The sequence below is a fragment of the Mesorhizobium sp. B1-1-5 genome (genome assembly GCF_006443065.1).
In the GTDB taxonomy this organism is placed as follows: Bacteria; Pseudomonadota; Alphaproteobacteria; order Rhizobiales; family Rhizobiaceae; genus Mesorhizobium.
Genome location: NZ_VFWS01000111.1, coordinates 1 through 16,956, shown reverse-complemented (window position 1 = coordinate 16,956; position 16,956 = coordinate 1). Strand labels below are relative to the sequence as shown.

14 protein-coding genes and 1 pseudogene are annotated in these 16,956 nt (G+C 63.8%); 8 read left to right on the top strand and 7 right to left on the bottom strand.

From position 1 onward, the window contains the following. The 6 genes and pseudogenes from FJ980_RS24275 to FJ980_RS24250 form a co-directional block, all read right to left on the bottom strand. Nucleotides 1-370: pseudogene (locus FJ980_RS24275) on the bottom strand (chloramphenicol acetyltransferase); the annotation flags it as partial. 456 nt (nt 371-826) lie between these two features. Beyond that, entirely contained in the window at nt 827-1,531 is a 705-nt protein-coding gene (gene dnaQ, locus FJ980_RS24270) for a DNA polymerase III subunit epsilon (RefSeq protein WP_140546255.1), read from the bottom strand. Between the two features lie 180 nt (nt 1,532-1,711). Beyond that, entirely contained in the window at nt 1,712-2,317 is a 606-nt protein-coding gene (gene coaE / locus FJ980_RS24265) for a dephospho-CoA kinase (protein WP_140546254.1), read from the bottom strand. Next, nucleotides 2,314-3,150 carry a shikimate dehydrogenase gene (locus FJ980_RS24260; RefSeq protein WP_140546253.1) on the bottom strand — a complete coding sequence of 279 codons (837 nt, stop codon included), beginning with the start codon at nt 3,148-3,150 and terminating at the stop codon, nt 2,314-2,316. The genes coaE and FJ980_RS24260 overlap by 4 nt, the downstream gene beginning before the upstream one ends. Then, nucleotides 3,143-3,742, bottom strand: coding sequence for a Maf-like protein (locus FJ980_RS24255; RefSeq protein ID WP_140546252.1), 600 nt, complete (start codon nt 3,740-3,742; stop codon nt 3,143-3,145). Before FJ980_RS24255 ends, FJ980_RS24260 begins: the two co-directional genes overlap by 8 nt. A gap of 242 nt (nt 3,743-3,984) precedes the next feature. After that, nucleotides 3,985-4,806, bottom strand: coding sequence for a pyruvate, water dikinase regulatory protein (locus FJ980_RS24250; RefSeq protein ID WP_095769510.1), 822 nt, complete (start codon nt 4,804-4,806; stop codon nt 3,985-3,987). A gap of 401 nt (nt 4,807-5,207) precedes the next feature. Here FJ980_RS24250 and hemE point away from each other — a divergent pair, with 401 nt between their 5' ends. From hemE to rho, 3 genes are all read left to right on the top strand, one after another. Beyond that, nucleotides 5,208-6,236, top strand: coding sequence for a uroporphyrinogen decarboxylase (gene hemE, locus FJ980_RS24245; RefSeq protein WP_140546251.1), 1,029 nt, complete (start codon nt 5,208-5,210; stop codon nt 6,234-6,236). Continuing rightward, a complete protein-coding gene (gene hemJ, locus FJ980_RS24240) occupies nt 6,233-6,787 on the top strand; it encodes a protoporphyrinogen oxidase HemJ (protein WP_140546250.1) in 555 nt (184 codons plus the stop codon). The genes hemE and hemJ overlap by 4 nt, the downstream gene beginning before the upstream one ends. Before the next feature lie 179 nt (nt 6,788-6,966). Beyond that, the gene (rho, locus tag FJ980_RS24235) at nt 6,967-8,232 is read left to right on the top strand and encodes a transcription termination factor Rho (protein ID WP_095769513.1); all 1,266 of its coding nucleotides are present in this window, start codon (nt 6,967-6,969) and stop codon (nt 8,230-8,232) included. A gap of 168 nt (nt 8,233-8,400) precedes the next feature. On the opposite strand, the gene FJ980_RS24230 is transcribed toward rho, so the two are convergent. Continuing rightward, complete coding sequence (locus FJ980_RS24230) at nt 8,401-10,416, bottom strand: thioredoxin domain-containing protein (protein WP_140546249.1); 2,016 nt, start codon at nt 10,414-10,416, stop codon at nt 8,401-8,403. A 130-nt stretch (nt 10,417-10,546) separates the two neighbouring features. Here FJ980_RS24230 and mnmE point away from each other — a divergent pair, with 130 nt between their 5' ends. The 5 genes from mnmE (at nt 10,547) to FJ980_RS24205 (ending at nt 16,551) form a co-directional block, all read left to right on the top strand. Then, nucleotides 10,547-11,854, top strand: coding sequence for a tRNA uridine-5-carboxymethylaminomethyl(34) synthesis GTPase MnmE (gene mnmE / locus FJ980_RS24225; RefSeq protein ID WP_140546248.1), 1,308 nt, complete (start codon nt 10,547-10,549; stop codon nt 11,852-11,854). Between the two features lie 412 nt (nt 11,855-12,266). After that, nucleotides 12,267-14,141: a tRNA uridine-5-carboxymethylaminomethyl(34) synthesis enzyme MnmG gene (mnmG, locus tag FJ980_RS24220; protein ID WP_140546247.1), complete on the top strand. Its 1,875-nt coding sequence runs from the start codon at nt 12,267-12,269 to the stop codon at nt 14,139-14,141. Further along, nucleotides 14,138-14,779: a 16S rRNA (guanine(527)-N(7))-methyltransferase RsmG gene (gene rsmG / locus FJ980_RS24215; protein WP_140546246.1), complete on the top strand. Its 642-nt coding sequence runs from the start codon at nt 14,138-14,140 to the stop codon at nt 14,777-14,779. Before mnmG ends, rsmG begins: the two co-directional genes overlap by 4 nt. Before the next feature lie 17 nt (nt 14,780-14,796). After that, nucleotides 14,797-15,594 carry a ParA family protein gene (locus FJ980_RS24210; RefSeq protein WP_095769880.1) on the top strand — a complete coding sequence of 266 codons (798 nt, stop codon included), beginning with the start codon at nt 14,797-14,799 and terminating at the stop codon, nt 15,592-15,594. A gap of 63 nt (nt 15,595-15,657) precedes the next feature. Further along, entirely contained in the window at nt 15,658-16,551 is an 894-nt protein-coding gene (locus FJ980_RS24205) for a ParB/RepB/Spo0J family partition protein (protein WP_140546245.1), read from the top strand. Nucleotides 16,552-16,956: the final 405 nt, after the last annotated feature.

Genomic DNA, 16,956 nt, shown 5'->3' with positions numbered 1-16,956 from the left:
CGTCATTGTAGATCGTGGTGTCGCCGCGGATCTCCTTCGACCAGGTCTGCGGGTCAAAGCCTTCCTCCCAGCCATGGCCGAAGATGTTGAACGGATAGGTCGAGAAGCCCGACATGGCGTGGTTGGCGCCGTTCATGATAAAACGCGCGCCTTCGGCGATGGCGCAGAACTTGCCGATGATCAGCTTGTCGCCGATGAAGTCGTAGTGATGCAGCACGCATTTCTCGGCGAATTTGTCGGGACCGTCGGGGTCGTCATAGTAGGTGAAGTCGCCGATCTCGATGTTGGGCGACGTCACCAATCCCTTCAGGAAACCGACGCGCGGATGCATCGCAATCGGATGCTTGACGTTGGGATTGGGTCCGGTCATCGCGGTCCTTTGCAGGCGGGTTTGGGCGCGGTAGCCCCGCGCGATCAAACTAACGCGATCCTTCGACAGCACCAACCGTTCAATGGCTTGCCGCGACAGATCGCGAACGGATTAGCAAGGGGCAATCGCATATGAGGTTTATCGGCGAAGGCCAACACGAGGCCGTCATCTTCGGGCTTGTCCCGAGGATCCATGCCGTGACCCTTATCGTGGGGCGCGTCAAGCGACGCGATTAGCCATTGGCTTACATCCCGGTCGTCATTCCAGGGCGGAGCAAGGAGCGGAGCGACGCGCGCAGACCCTGGAATCCATGCCGTTACGCCAAGGCGTTGCGACGGTTACAGAATTCTGCTCCGTTGCACCCTACGGCAAAGGTCACGGCATGGATACTCGAGTCAAGCCCGAGTATGACGACGTCACGGAGGCCAATCTCCAACGTCAGCGCCAATAGCGCCCTCAACCCACCGCCACTTTCAGCCACAGCGCCTTTTCGCCGAGCGTCGCGACCAGCCCGGCATGCGCCGCCCGATCCGTTTCACTGAGCCGCGGCGGCAGGGCGATGGGCCGGGCGCCGATCGAGATGTCGATATCGGCCACCTCGCCGGCGCCGTTCATGTGCACCGCCACGGACTCCAGCACCAGCGCCGCCTGCTTGCCGCCGATGAGCTCGATATAGACCTCGGCCAGCAGTTCGGAGTCGAGCAGCGCGCCGTGCTTGGTGCGGCGGGTGTTGTCGATGCCGTAGCGCCGGCAGAGCGCGTCGAGCGAGTTCGGTCCCATCGGATGCTTGCGGCGCGCCAGCGCCAGCGTGTCGACCACGCGGCCGGGATCGATGGCAGCTTGCTCGAGCCGGCTGAATTCGAGGTTGAGGAAGCCGATATCGAAGGTTGCGTTGTGGGCGATCAGCCGGGCGCCGTCGGTGAAGTCCAGCCATTCCTGCGCAATTTCGGCGAAAGTCGGCTTGCCGACAAGGTCGGCGGCGCTGATGCCGTGCACGGCCTGCGCCTCGGCATGGATCGCGCGCCCCTGCGGATTGATGAATTTGTGGAAGGTGCGGCCGGTCGGGAAGCGGTTGACCAGCTCGACGCCGCCAAGCTCGATGATGCGGTCGTCGCGCAAATCGAGGCCGGTGGTTTCCGTATCGAAGATGATCTCACGCATTCGAATCAGTTCACTTTCCAAACGAGCAGAATCATACACCGGAACAAAATGGCAATGGGGACTGGTGACGGCCTAACGCATGACCTGCGAAAATCGGAATCGATTTTCGGAAAAGGATCATGCGCAAAATCAAAGCGTTACAGCGTCCTTTGCGCGTTCGAACGGACGCGGCGCTGTATGTCAGGAGCCGGCTTTGTCGGACTTTTCCCCTGAGAGTTCGGCGACGATCGCCTCGACCGCCTTTCGCGCGGCTTCGAAGCCGTGGCCGGTGTCGATGATGAAATCGGCCTGGCGACGCTTTTCGGCGTCGGGCACCTGCCTGGCGAGGATGGATGAAAACTTCTCCTCGCTCATGCCCGGCCTCGCAAGCACGCGCGCGCGCTGGACTTCGGGCGACGCGGTGACGACCACGACCTTGTCGACGCGGCTGCGGCCGCCGGTTTCGAACAGCAGCGGGATGTCGAGCACGGCGAGCGGCGCGGCGGCGGCGCGATGCGTTGCGAGAAACGCGTCGGCGTCGGCGCGCACCAGCGGGTGAATGATTGCCTCGAGCCGCTTCAGCGCGGCCGGATCGGCGAGCACCTTCTCTGCAAGCTTGGCCCGATCGACCGCGCCCGCTTGCGTCGTGCCCGGAAAGGCCGCCTCGACCAGAGGGGCTGCCTTGCCGGAATAAAGGCGATGCACGGTCTCGTCGGAATCATGCACCGGCACGCCGGCCTCGGCGAACATTTTCGCCGTGGTGGACTTGCCCATGCCGATCGATCCGGTGAGGCCGAGCACGATCATCGACGGCCCTCGATGTCGGCGACGATCATGCGCCGCAATTCGGGCGTCACTTCGGGTTTCCTGCCGAACCAGCGTTCGAAACCGGGCACGGCCTGATGCAGCAGCATGCCGAGACCATCGACCGTCTTCAGGCCGCGCGCCCTGGCGGCGGCAAGCAAGGGCGTTTCCAACGGCACATAGACAATGTCGGTGACGATGGCATGGCCGGGCAAGCCGGCCGGATCGGCGGAGAGCGTCGCGTCACCATGCATGCCGAGCGAGGTGGTGTTGACGAGCAGGCCGGCATCGGCAAGCAGCTCACTGAGCGCGCCCGCGCCATGCGCCGAGACCCCGGCGCCGAAATGGCGGCTGAGTTGCTCGGCTCTCGCGAGCGTCCGATTGACGATGCGGATATCCTTGATGCCACGCTCTTTCAGCGCATGGATGACCGCGCGGGAGGCGCCGCCGGCGCCCAGAACCACGGCCGGTCCATTGACCGCCCAGCCCGGCGCTTGGTCGTCGAGGTTGGCGGCGAAACCGTAGGCGTCCGTGTTGCCGCCCCACAGAAGGCCATCCTCGAACCACAACGTGTTGACCGCGCGGATTTCATCGGCCGCATGGTCGCGGCGGGCGACGCCGGCGAAGGCGGCTTCCTTGTGCGGAATGGTGACATTGCCGCCGCGGTAGCCGTTCTCGCCGAGAGATTTCAGAAAGGCGGCGAAATACGCCGGCGCGACGTCGATCGCCTGGTAGCTGCCGTCGATGCCGTATTTGGCCAGCCAATAGCCGTGGATCTTCGGCGAGCGCGAATGGGCGATCGGATGTCCGGTGACGAAGGCCTTTTTCTCAGCCATCGATGGCTCCCAATGCGCGCAGCTCCTTCAGCAGCGGCAGCAGCGGCAGGCCGACGATGGTGAAATAGTCACCCTCGATCTTCTCGAACAGCTGGATGCCTTCACCCTCGATCTGGTAGGCGCCGACACTGGAGAGCGCCTTGGCGCCGACGCGCGCCAGATGCCTGCCGATGAAGCCGGGGTCGAGCTTGCGCATGGTGAGGCTGGCGACGCCGACATGCCGCCACAGCACCTCGCCGTCGCGGCAAAGCACGGCGGCGCTGTTCAACTGATGCGTCTTGCCGGACAAGGCCAGGAGGTGGCGGCGGGCGCCTTCCATGTCGGCGGGCTTGTGAAAAATCTCATCGCCCAGCGACAGGGTCTGGTCGCAGCCGAGCACCAGGGCGCCCGGCCTGCGCTCGCTGACCTCAGTCGCCTTGGCCTCGGCCAGGATCGACGCGACATCCTCCGGTGAAACACCGCTGTCCTTCAGCGGAGCCTCGAGCGCGCGCTCGTCGACATTTGCCGGCACCGCCTCGATGTCGAGGCCGGCGCTGACGAGCATGGCTTTTCGGAATGGGCTGCCGGAGGCGAGGATGATCTTTTCGGGCATGATGGTTCATCCAACGGTTGCGATCCGTCCAGCACCCCTCATCCGTCTCGGCGCTATCGCGCCGATCCACCTTCTCCCACAAGGGGAGAAGGAAAGTCCAACGTCACCGCAAATCGCCGCCTAGCGGCAATCACAGGACGCTGGCGCCGCGTTCTTCCTTCTCCCCTTGTGGGAGAAGGTGGCCGAGCGAAGCTCGGTCGGATGAGGGGTGCTGGACGGAGTGCTCACTTATGTCGCTTGCCCTAGCGCGTCTTGCCCCGCAGGGCAACGATCGCCGCGGCCGTTTCCTCGATGGAGCGGCGGCTGACGTCGATCATCGGCCAGCCGTGCCGCGTGCAGAGCTGGCGGGCATAGGCGAGCTCCTCGTTGATCGCGGCGCGGTCGACATAATCGGTCGGCACGAAGGCGGCGCTGTTGCCGAGGATGCGGTTTTGCCTCACATGCGAGATGCGCTCGGCCGTGGCGACCAGGCCGACGACCAAAGGCGTCTTGGCGGCGATCAGGCTTTCGGGCAGCGGCACGCCGAGCACGATCGGGATATTGGCGGTCTTAATGCCGCGATTGGCGAGATAGATGCTGGTCGGCGTCTTCGAGGTGCGCGAAATGCCGATCAGCACGATATCGGCATCGTCCATATTGGCCGGCAGCTGGCCGTCATCATGCTCCATGGTGAAGTTCAGCGCATCGATGCGGCGGAAATATTCGGCGTCGAGCACGTGCTGGGCGCCGACGCGGCGACCGGCCGGCGTGCCGAGATAGGACTGGAAGACGGTCAGCACCGGTTCCAGCACCGAGACGCAAGGCAGGCCCATGGCCGCGCAGCGCTCATCGATCGAACGCGCCAGCTTCTGGTCGACGACCGTATAGAGAATAATGCCGGGCTCCTCCTCGATGTCCTCGAAGACCTTGGCTATCTGCTTTTCCGTGCGGATCAGCGGATAGATGTGCTCGATGGCGCGCGCATCCTTGTATTGCGCGGACGCCGCGCGGCCGGCAGCCAGCAGCGTCTCGCCCGTGGCGTCGGAGATCAGATGCAGATGGAAGAAGCTCTGAGGTTTGTTCACAGGGGATGGGTCCAGGCTGTGGGCAATTGTGGACAAGGCTGGATGGGCAAGCCTTGGGCAAGGAGGCGACTGTATCAGATGGCCGCTTGTCCACAATTCGACCCGCTGTAGGCTTTGTCGCGGCGCTGGGGACAAAACCGGGGATCAAGTTTTCCTTGCCGATCTCGTCCACAGGGGGAAGTTCGGAACGGAAAGCCCAAGCTTTTGACTCCAAAGCTGGAATCCGCTTCGTCCCCAGAACCCTCCAAATTGCGAAAGCGAGTACGCGACAATATGCTGACTGGCCTTTTCGGCTCGGACGCTGGACAGGTCGCAACCATCACAACCAACAGACTCTTAGAATCAGAAGACTCTTTTAAAATAGATATTTGATTTAAGAGAAGCGGAGAGGACGAGCCTGGATGGCTGGGAAACGGATCATGCTCGACGTCCTCAAGGGCGAGCCGGTTTCACCGCCGCCGCTCTGGGTGATGCGCCAGGCGGGCCGCTATCTTCCCGAATATCGCGAGACAAGGAAGCGGGCGGGATCCTTCCTCGATCTCTGCTACGATCCGGACCTTGCCGTCGAGGTGACGCTGCAGCCGATCGAACGCTTCGGCTTCGACGCTTCGATCCTGTTCTCCGACATTCTCGTCGTGCCCAATGCCCTGGGGCGCGAGGTTCGCTTCGAGGAGGGCCGCGGACCGGTCCTGAAGCCGATCTCGGCGACCGAGATTGCGGCGCTGAACGGCGACATGTTTCACGTGAATCTCGAACCGGTCTACGAGACCGTGCGCCGGCTGCGGGCGAAACTGCCCGATGAGACGACGCTGCTCGGCTTCTGCGGCGCGCCGTGGACGGTGGCGACCTATATGATCGCCGGCCACGGCACGCCCGACCAGGGCCCTGCCCGGCTATTCGCCTATCGCGAGCCCGAGGCCTTCGCGCGGCTTCTGAAGACATTGGCCGACCATTCGGCCGCCTATCTCATCCGCCAGATCGAAGCCGGCGCCGATGCGGTGCAGATTTTCGATTCGTGGTCGGGCGTGCTGGACGAGCCGTCCTTCGAGGCCTTCTGCGTCGAGCCGGTGGCCGAGATCGTCGCCCAAGTGAAGGCGGTTCACCCCGACGTGCCGGTGATCGGTTTCCCGAAGGGCGCGGGCGAACGCTATCGCGACTACAGGAGAAAGACCGGGATTGCCGGTCTCGGTCTTGACTGGACCGTGCCGCTGTCGATGGCGAAGGAGCTGCAGCGCGACGGAGCGGTGCAAGGCAATCTCGATCCATTGCGCCTAGTCGCCGGCGGGAAGGCGCTCTCTGACGGCGTCGAGGCCATCCTGAGGGCTTTGGGTGGCGGGCCGCTGGTCTTTAATCTCGGCCACGGCATCACGCCGGAAACGCCGGTGGCGCATGTCGAGGCGATGGTGAAAATGGTGAGAAGCCGCCAATGAGGGATGTAAGCAACGAGAACAGCGCGAGCAGCGAGAACAGCACTGGCCAGGCGATGAAGCGCATGGCGATCGGCATTGCCCTGCTCGTCGTGCTGACGGCGCTGCTTTATCTCGCGGCACCCGACAGCTTCTATCCGTGGGCCAAGGCGATCCATGTGATCGCGGTCATTTCCTGGATGGCCGGCATGCTCTATCTGCCGCGTCTCTTCGTCTACCATGTCGATGCCGAAAGGGGCTCGGTGCAGTCCGAGACCTTCAAGGTGATGGAGCGCCGGCTGCTGCGGGGAATCATCAATCCGGCGATGACCGCGACCTGGGTGTTCGGGCTTTGGCTTGCCTGGAAAGGCTTTGGATTCCAGGGCGGCTGGCTGCACGCCAAGATCGCGCTGGTGCTCATTATGTCGGGGCTGCATGGCTATCTCGCCGGCGCGGTCAGGAAATTTGCCGAGGACAAGAACGAAAAGCCGGCGAGGCACTGGCGGATCGTCAATGAGATCCCCACATTACTGATGATCGTCATCGTCATCCTGGTCATCGTGAAGCCGTTCTGAGGCTTTCCCAGACCTGGTCCCTGCCCCGCAAAAGGCGGCTTGCTCTTTCAGTCGAGCGACGATACAAGACGGGTCTTCCTTCCCGTCATGCGCCGCCCCTTTTACTCGCTTTCGGCCGCGCCCGACATTTGTCGCATCCAGCCGATTTCCCTCTCCAAAGCCTACCCAGAGTCTATCTAATGCAAGAAATGAAACTCGCAGAGTTCAAGAACAAGAAGCCGCCAGAGCTGATCGCTTATGCCGAGACGCTCGAGGTGGAGAACGCCAGCGTCATGCGCAAGCAGGAGCTGATGTTCGCGATCCTGAAGAAGCTCGCGGCCCAGGACGTCGAGATCATCGGCGAAGGCGTGGTCGAGGTGCTGCAGGACGGTTTCGGCTTCCTGCGCTCGGCCAACGCAAACTACCTGCCGGGTCCCGACGACATCTATATCTCGCCGTCGCAAATAAGGCGCTTTTCGCTCAAGACCGGCGATACGGTCGAAGGGCCGATCCGCAGCCCGAAAGAGGGCGAGCGCTATTTCGCGCTGCTCAAGGTCAACACCATCAATTTCGACGACCCGGAGAAGATCCGGCACAAGATCCACTTCGACAATCTGACGCCGCTCTACCCGACCAAGCGGCTGAAGATGGAGATCGACAATTCGACCTCGAAGGACATCTCGCCGCGCGTGATCGATCTGGTCGCGCCGATCGGCAAGGGACAGCGCGCGCTGATCAACGCGCAGCCGCGCACCGGCAAGACGGTGCTGATGCAGAACATCGCCCATTCGATCACCGCCAACCATCCGGAATGCTATCTGATCGTGCTTCTGATCGACGAGCGCCCGGAGGAAGTGACCGACATGCAGCGCTCGGTGAAGGGCGAGGTGATTTCCTCGACCTTCGACGAGCCGGCGGCGCGCCACGTGCAGGTCGCCGAGATGGTGATCGAGAAGGCCAAGCGCCTGGTCGAGCATGGCCGCGACGTCGTCATCCTGCTCGATTCGATCACCCGCCTCGGCCGTGCCTACAACACCGTGGTGCCGTCATCCGGCAAGGTGCTGACCGGCGGTGTCGACGCCAACGCGCTGCAGCGCCCGAAGCGCTTCTTCGGCGCCGCCCGCAACATCGAGGAAGGCGGCTCGCTGACCATCATCGCGACCGCGCTGATCGATACGGGCAGCCGCATGGACGAAGTGATCTTCGAAGAGTTCAAGGGCACCGGCAACTGCGAAATCCAGCTCGACCGCAAGGTGGCCGACAAACGCATCTACCCGGCGATGGACATCCTCAAGTCGGGCACCCGCAAGGAAGACCTGCTTGTGCCGCGCGCGGACCTGCAGAAGATCTTCGTGCTGCGCCGCATCCTGGCGCCGATGGGCACCACCGACGCGATCGAGTTCCTCATCGACAAGCTCAAGCAGACCAAGACCAACGCGGACTTCTTCGATTCGATGAACACGTGATTGGGGCTACTTCTCCTTCTCCCCTTGTGGGAGAAGGTGGCCGCGAAGCGGCCGGATGAGGGGTGCTCCAGGGAATGCCAGCGTCTCACTCCGCTGGAGCACCCCTCATCCGTCTCGGCGCTTGCGCGCCGATCCACCTTCTCCCACAAGGGGAGAAGGTGACGGGCGCTATCGCCGCAACAGCTTCTCCAATTCACCCGCATCCGTCACCACCGGTAGACACACCTGCCCGCTGCAGAACCAGGCGCCCGCCTTGTCCGTCGGCGGCAACGCGCCGCCCGGCAATAACGGTCGATTCGCTTCCGAACCGACCGGAACGACAATGTCGGCCCGGCGCGGGTCCGGGTTTCGATTCGCAACCGGAACGAGGCTTGGTGAATCCAGCTTGTCTACAATGACGAGCTTCAGCGGCTCGAGCGCCAGGGCACATGCGTTGACGATGCCGGCTTGGCCGTAGGCCTGCTGCGCGGCGCGGCCCATCGCATGCTCGGCGGTCGACCACGCCTTTTCCCAGAGAGCGAGGTCGCCGGTGAGCGATGATAGCCGCACCAGCGCCTCGACGATCTGGCTGGTGGCGGACGGGATTGCTTCATCCACATCACCGCGGATGCGGATCGGAACGTCGCCGCTGTCCGACGCCGTCAGCCAGTAGCCGCTCTTTGGTTCATCCAGGTGCCAGCGGTCGAGCTCGTCGATGAAGCGCTTGGCGCGATCGGAATAGGCGGGATCGCCGGTCGCCTCGAACAGCGCGATCGCGGCATTGGTCATGGCGGCGTAATCGCTCGACAGCGCCGGGAAAAGCCTCTTCGCGCCTAGCATGGAATGCGGCAGCCGTTCGTCGTGGCCCGCCTCGACGATGTGGCCGAAGGCTTTTGCGGCGGCGTTAATCCAGTCGCGCCGCCCAAGCGAGCGGCCCGCCTCGGCGAGCGCTGCGATCATCAGCCCGTTCCAGTCGGTGAGCGCCTTGCCGTCGCGGCCCGGCCTGACGCGGCCTTCGCGGACGCCCAACAGTTTTGCCTTCAGAGTTGCCAATTGCGCGTAGTCGGCGATGCCTTGAGCTTGCTGCGCCTCGCTCTGGCGAATGATCGGCTTGCCTTCCCAACCATGCGGCGCGGCGAGCTCGAAATACCGAAAGAAGGCCGACGTATCGTCGCCGAGCGCGGCTTCGACTTCGTCGCGGTTCCATGTGTAGAAAAGCCCCTCCTCGCCATCGCTGTCGGCATCGAGGCTGGCGGCGAAGGCGCCGCCTTCGACCAGCATCTCGCGCAGCAGCCAGCCGACGGTCTCTTCGATTCGTATCCGGAACAAGCCGTTGCGGGTGGCCGCGTGGGCCCAGTTGCACAGGCGGATGAGCTGGGCGTTGTCGTAGAGCATCTTCTCGAAATGCGGCACCAGCCATTCGGCGTCGGTCGAGTAGCGGCTGAGACCGCCGCCGACATGATCGTAGATGCCGCCGGCGAGCATTTTTTCGAGGCTGGCGAGCACCGCGTCGCGATGCGCGGCCTCGCCGTCACGCAGCCAGGACAGCCAAAGCGTGTGCATGAAGGGCGCGTTGGGGAATTTTGGCGCGCCCTTCAAGCCGCCGAGATCGCGGTCGATCATGCCGCCGATGCGGGTGGCGAGATCGGCCAGCGTGCCGCGGTCGAGCACCGCCTTGCCCGTCGCGCCGGCAAGCCGCTGCTCGACATGGGCGGTCAGCCCGTCGGCGCTTTCGGCGAGGCTCTGCTGCTTCTCGCGCCAGGCCTTGTCGACCGCTTCCAGCACCTGGATGAAGCCGGGCCTTCCGTAACGCGCCTCGCGCGGGAAATAGGTACCGCCCCAGAAAGGCTTGCCGTCGGGCGTCAGAAACATGGTGAGCGGCCAGCCGCCCTGCTCGCCCATGGCATGCAGCGCGGCCATATAGATCTGGTCGATGTCGGGCCGCTCTTCGCGATCGACCTTGATATTCACGTAGAGCCGGTTCATGACGGCGGCCACGGCGTCGTTCTCGAAACTTTCGTGGGCCATGACATGGCACCAGTGGCAGGCGGCATAACCGATGGAGAGCAGGATCGGCCGCCCGAGCTGCTTCGCTTCGGCAAGGGCCGCAGGCGACCAGCCGCGCCAATGGACAGGATTGTCGCTGTGCTGCTGCAGATAGGGGCTGGCCTCTTCGGCAAGCAGGTTTCGTGCGGGTAAGGTCACGATGGGCGGCTCATTTTTGGGTCTGATGCATCAACGCTGGAGCATGATGCCGAAAAGTGTGAAGCGGCTTTCGGCCGTGCTCTATCTTTCAATCTAGGCGGTTCGGCAGGTCCGGCAAATGGTTTCCCCAATGGCTTCAAAGGATTCGATCGTTGCGCTGTCGAGCGGCCGCTTGCCGGCAGGCATCGCCGTCGTCCGTATTTCCGGCCCCAAGACTCGATTCGTGGTCGAAACGATTGCGGGACCTGTTAAGGGTCGGTTTACCACGTTACGGAAGCTCAAGGCAGCAGACGGCTCGACGATCGACCACGGGCTTGTCCTTTTCTTTCCGGGTCCCGGCAGCTTCACCGGCGAAGACGTCGCCGAATTCCAGGTCCATGGCAGCCGAGCCGTTACGGCCAAGATGCTGGAGACGATCACGCAGTTCGATGGGGTGCGGCATGCGGAACCGGGCGAGTTTACTCGGCGCGCCTTTCTCAACGGCAAGCTCGACCTGGTCGAGACCGAGGCGCTCGCCGATCTGGTCAATTCAGAGACGGAAGCGCAGCGCCGCTTCGCCTTGCGCAATGCGGACGGCGCGCAGAGCGAGCTTTATTCGAGCTGGCGCCGCCGGCTGATCCATGCGCGAGCCATGATCGAAGCGGAGATCGACTTCGCCGAAGAAGAGGATGTGCCGGGCTCCGTTTCGGAGGCGGTCTGGTCCGACGTCGCTACGATGATCGGCGAGATCGAACGGCATGTCGAAGGGTTCAAGGCGGCCGAGATCATTCGCGACGGTTTTGAGGTCGTAATCCTGGGTGCGCCGAATGCCGGCAAGTCGAGCCTGTTCAACGCGCTGGCCAGGCGCGAAGCAGCGATCGTCACCGACGAACCGGGCACGACGCGCGATCTGCTCGAAGTCGTGATGGACCTTAACGGACTGAAAGTGCGCATTGTCGATACGGCCGGGTTGCGCGAGGCCGCGGGCAAAGTCGAATCGATCGGCATCGATCGTGCTATGGCCAAGGCCGGCGAGACGGACCTGATCCTGTTGCTGGAGGATATGGTCGATCCGGTTCCCGTCGGCGAGGTCGCGAGCGGCGCTCCGCTGCTGCGGATCGGGACCAAGTCGGATATCGCGAAAGCCGGCGCTGGCCACTATGACCTCGTGATTTCGTCCAGGGACGGCACCGGCCTCGGCGCGCTTCTCGACGAGATCGGAGAACGCGCCACCAAGGCAACCGGCGACGCGAGCGAAGTCCTGCCGTCAAGGTTGCGCCACGTCGAATTGCTCAAGGAGACGACGGGCTTTCTGCGAGCGGCGCTGGCCGGAGATAGCCAAGAATTGCGGGCTGAGGATCTGCGATTGGCGGCGGATCGGCTCGGCCGGATCACCGGCGCGGTCGATGTCGAGGATCTACTCGACGTCATCTTTTCGCAGTTCTGCATTGGCAAGTGATTCACGTGAAACACGGCTGGCCCCTGCCCGGCAGTGACTCACGTGAAACACCGCCGGCGCCGCAAGGGGGGTGTGGAACTGTGCCAGCCGAGATCGCCGCGTTCCTTCGCGCCCCCCCTCTGCCCTGCCGGGCATCTCCCTCACAAGGGGGAGATCAGATGTCCCCGCGGTCTTCGCCAAATCACCGATGTTGCAGGGAAATGGCGCCTTCGGCGGAGTTGCCAATCTCCCCCTCGGGGGAATGTCCGGCAGGACAGAGGGGGGCGCTGTCCCGCCGGCTTCTCACTTGACCGCTGGGGATGGCAATGCTCGCCATTCATTGTTTCACGTGAAACGAGTCCACCCTCTCCTTGACACCGGCCGCCGTCGGGGACATCTGTCAACCCAATCTCTGAAAGCGGATTCTTGGAAAATGACCAATCACTATGATGTGGTGGTGGTGGGCGGCGGCCATGCCGGTTGCGAGGCGGCAAGTGCGGCCGCGCGCGCCGGCGCCAGGACCGCGCTGGTGACCTTGCGCTTCGACACGATCGGCATCATGTCCTGCAATCCGGCGATCGGCGGTCTCGGCAAGGGGCATCTGGTGCGCGAGATCGACGCCATGGATGGGCTCATGGGGCGCATCGCCGACGCCGCCGGCATCCAGTTTCGCTTGCTCAACCGTCGCAAGGGGCCGGCCGTGCGCGGTCCGCGCACCCAAGCCGACCGCAAGCTCTACCGACTTGCCATGCAAGCCGCGATCCGCGGGGCGGCCAATCTCGACGTGGTCGAGGGCGAGGTTCTCGATCTCGAGATCGAAGATGGCCGCGTCGCGGCCGTGCTGGTTTCGGGCGATCGGCGACTGGCCTGCGGCGCAGTTGTGCTGACCACCGGCACGTTCCTGCGCGGTTTGATCCATATCGGCGAAAAGAAGATCGTCGCCGGCCGCATGAACGAGCAGGCAAGCATGGGCTTGTCAGTGACCATGGCGCGCGCGGGTTTCAAGCTCGGGCGGCTGAAGACCGGCACGCCCCCTCGCCTTGACGGCCGCACCATCGACTGGGCGTCGCTGGACGCCCAAGCGGCCGACAGGGATCCAGTGCCGTTCTCGCTGATGACGGACAAAATCGTCAATCCGCAGATCCATTGCGGCATCACGCGCACCATGCCGGCGACCCATGAGCTGATCCGCGCCAATCTCGGACGTTCGGCCATGTATTCCGGCTCGATCGAAGGCATCGGGCCGCGCTACTGTCCCTCGATCGAGGACAAGATCGTCAAGTTCGGCGACCGCGAGGGCCATCAGATCTTCCTCGAGCCCGAAGGCCTCGACGACGACACCGTCTATCCGAACGGCATCTCGACCTCGCTGCCGGAAGACGTGCAGCTCGACATGCTGAAGACGATCCCCGGGCTGGAAAAGGCGACGATGCTGCAGCCCGGCTATGCCATCGAATACGACCATGTCGATCCGCGCGAGCTGAAGACGACCCTGGAGACGAAGCGAATCGCCGGCCTTTTCCTGGCCGGGCAGATCAACGGCACGACCGGTTATGAAGAGGCCGGCGCGCAAGGCCTGCTCGCCGGCATCAACGCGGCGCGGGCGGCATCTGGCGATGAGCCGTTCGTGCTCAGCCGCACCGAGGCCTATATCGGCGTGATGGTCGACGACCTGACCAGCCGGGGTATCGCGGAGCCCTATCGCATGTTCACCTCGCGCGCGGAGTTCCGGTTGTCGCTGCGCGCCGACAACGCCGACGAGCGGCTGACGCCGCTGGCGGAAAAACTCGGCATCGCGTCATCGGAGCGGCTGCAGCGTTTTGGCGCGATGGCGCAGAAGCTCGACGAGGCCCGCGCGCTGGCAAAGTCCGTGACGCTTACGCCGAACGAAGCGGCGCGGCATGGGCTGGAGATCAACAAGGACGGCGTGCGCCGTTCGGCCTATGCGCTTTTGGCGCATCCGGGCGTCGACATGGCCTGGCTGACAAGGGTCGAGCCGCGTTTTGCCGAACTGGACGCCAAGACGGCGGAGCGGCTCGAAACGGAGGCGAAATATTCGGTTTACCTCGATCGCCAGCAGGCCGACGCCGCACAAATCAGGCATGAGGAATCGCGGGTCATCCCCGAGGCGCTTGATTTCACGGACGTTCCGGGACTGTCAAACGAACTGAAGCAGAAGATGAAGGTGCGCCAGCCGCGGTCGATCGCCGATGCGCAGCGCATGGAAGGAATGACGCCCGCCGCGCTTGCCATCATTGTCGCGCATGTCCGCAACGCCGAGTTCGCGGCGCGAAGGGACGTGGCGTGAGCGCGGATGCCTGGGCGGACCTGCAGAAAGCAGCGGGTTCGGTTTCACGTGAAACATTCGAGCGGCTGCAGGCTTTCGAACAGCTGTTCCTGAAATGGAACCGCAGCATCAATCTGGCGGCGCCGTCGACGCTGGACGATGTCTGGCGCCGTCATATCCTGGACAGCGCCCAGCTTGCGCGAATCGCACCCACCGCGACACGCTGGGTCGATCTCGGCTCGGGCGGCGGTTTTCCCGGCCTGGTGCTGGCTTTCCTGTTGGCGGAGCGCCTCGGCGCATCGATCGCCCTGGTCGAAAGCAACCGCAAAAAGGCGTCATTCCTGCAATCCGTCATAGGCCAGTTCGGTTTGCCGGCGCGAGTCGTCGCAAGGCGCATCGACGACAGCTATGCGCTTGTTTCCACACCGGAAATCGTCACGGCCAGGGCGCTGGCGGCGCTTCCGGACCTGCTCGATCTGTCGGCGCCATGGCTGACCAAGGGCGCACGCGCGCTCTTTCACAAAGGCCGGGATTACCGCGCCGAGGTGGAAGAAAGCACTCACCGCTGGGGCTTCGATCTGGTAGAACATTCGAGCATGACCGACGCCGAAGGCGTCATCCTCGACATCACCGACTTGCGCCCAGCGAAACAGCAATGAATTACTGGCATAAATCCATGAAAACCGGACCGCGTATCATCACTGTTGCCAACCAGAAAGGCGGGGTCGGCAAGACGACGACGGCCATCAACCTGGCCACGGCGCTGGCCGCGATCGGCGAGCGCGTGCTGATCGTCGACCTCGACCCGCAGGGGAATGCCAGCACCGGGCTCGGCATCGATCGCAAGGATCGCACGGTGTCGTCCTATGACGTGCTGACCGGCGAGCTCGAGCTGGAGCAGGCGGCCGTGCCGACGGCCGTGCCTGGCCTCTCCATCATACCCTCGACGCTGGACCTTCTCGGCATCGAGATGGAAATCGCCTCGGCGCCCGACCGTGTGCTCAAGTTGCGCAATGCGCTGCGCGCCGCCTCCGAGCGTTCGGCCCCGTTCGGCTATGTGCTGATCGACTGCCCGCCCTCACTCAACCTTTTGACTTTGAATTCAATGGCGGCGGCCGATTCCGTTCTCGTGCCGCTGCAATGCGAGTTCTTCGCGCTGGAGGGTCTCAGCCAGTTGCTGGAGACGGTCGAGCAGGTGCGCAACACCATCAATCCGGACCTCACCATCCAGGGCATCGTGCTGACCATGTATGACGGGCGCAACAACCTCGCCAACCAGGTGGTGCAGGATGTGCGCACCCATATGGGCGACAAGGTCTATGAGACGATCATCCCACGCAATGTGCGCGTGTCGGAGGCGCCGTCCTACGGCAAGCCGGCGATCCTCTATGACCTGAAATGCTCGGGCAGCCAGGCCTATCTGCAGCTCGCCTCCGAGGTGATCCGCCGCGAGCGCAAGCTTCGCGCCGCCTGAGCTACATCATCGCACGGCTTGGTTAATTAGCCGATTCGATTCCGAAACGATCTGGACAAACTCATGAGCGAAGACCAATCGAGAAAAAGACTGGGCCGTGGCCTCGCGGCGCTGATCGGCGAGATCGACCGTCCGGCGGCGCCCGAAAAGCCCGGCGCGGCGGTGCCGGCCGACGGCAAGGTGCCGATCGAGTTCGTCAGCCCGAACCCGAAGAATCCGCGTCGGCATTTCGGCGATGCCGAGCTAACCGATCTGGCCCAGTCGATCCGCGAGCACGGCGTGGTGCAGCCGGTCGTGGCGCGCCCCTCGCCCTCGCAGCCCGGCCGCTACGAGATCATCGCCGGCGAGCGGCGCTGGCGGGCGGCGCAGCGCGCCGGCCTGACCGAGATCCCGATCATCGTGCGCGACGTCAACGACCGCACCGCGCTGGAACTGGCGATCATCGAGAACGTCCAGCGCGCCGACCTCAATCCGGTCGAGGAGGCGCAAGGCTACCAGCAGCTCATCGACGAGCATGGCTACACGCAGGCCGATCTCGGCCAGGTGATCGGCAAGAGCCGCAGCCATGTCGCCAACACGCTGAGGCTGTTGAAGCTGCCCAACGTCATTCACGACATGCTGGTCGACGGCGATTTGTCGGCCGGCCACGCCCGAACGCTGGTCACCGCCGAAGACCCGGCCGGGCTCGCCAAGCGCATCGTCAAGGAAGGGCTTTCGGTGCGCCAGGCCGAAGCGCTGGCGCAAATGCCCGCCGGTCCGACGCCGGCCAAGACCAAGACCTCGGCCGGCACCCCGGACAAGGACCCCGACACGCTGGCGCTCGAGAAGCTGATGACCGACACGATCGGCATGATCGTCAGCATCGAGCACAAGGGCAAGGGTGGCACGCTCAAGGTCAACTATCGCTCGCTGGAACAGCTCGACGAGCTCTGCCGGCGCCTGAAGGACGAGCGGTAGGCGACTGCGGCGCCATGGTATTTGGCGGTAGCTGAGGTTTGGCTCAAAGCTGGATACGCCTGATATATCGGTGATAGACATAGGGTCGGCCGTGCAAGCCGGCGCCGGCGAAAGGCGAAAGCCGGCCCGATCACCTCCGTGAGGGAAAATGCTTGGCAGAGCAGACGGGATGCGAAGGGGCTCCAACGTCTCGTTCGTCATTCTAGGGCGGAGCAAGGAGCGAAGCGACGCGCGCAGACCCTAGAATCCATTCCGTGATGCCAAGGCGTTGCAGCGGTAACAGAATTCTGCACCGCTGCATTCTATGCCGAACGTCACGGAAAGGATCCTCGGGTCAAGCCCACGAGCGTCCGGCACGGTTTATGCTTTCATGCGGCCTCTCGCAGAGCAAGCGGGGCGCGTTGC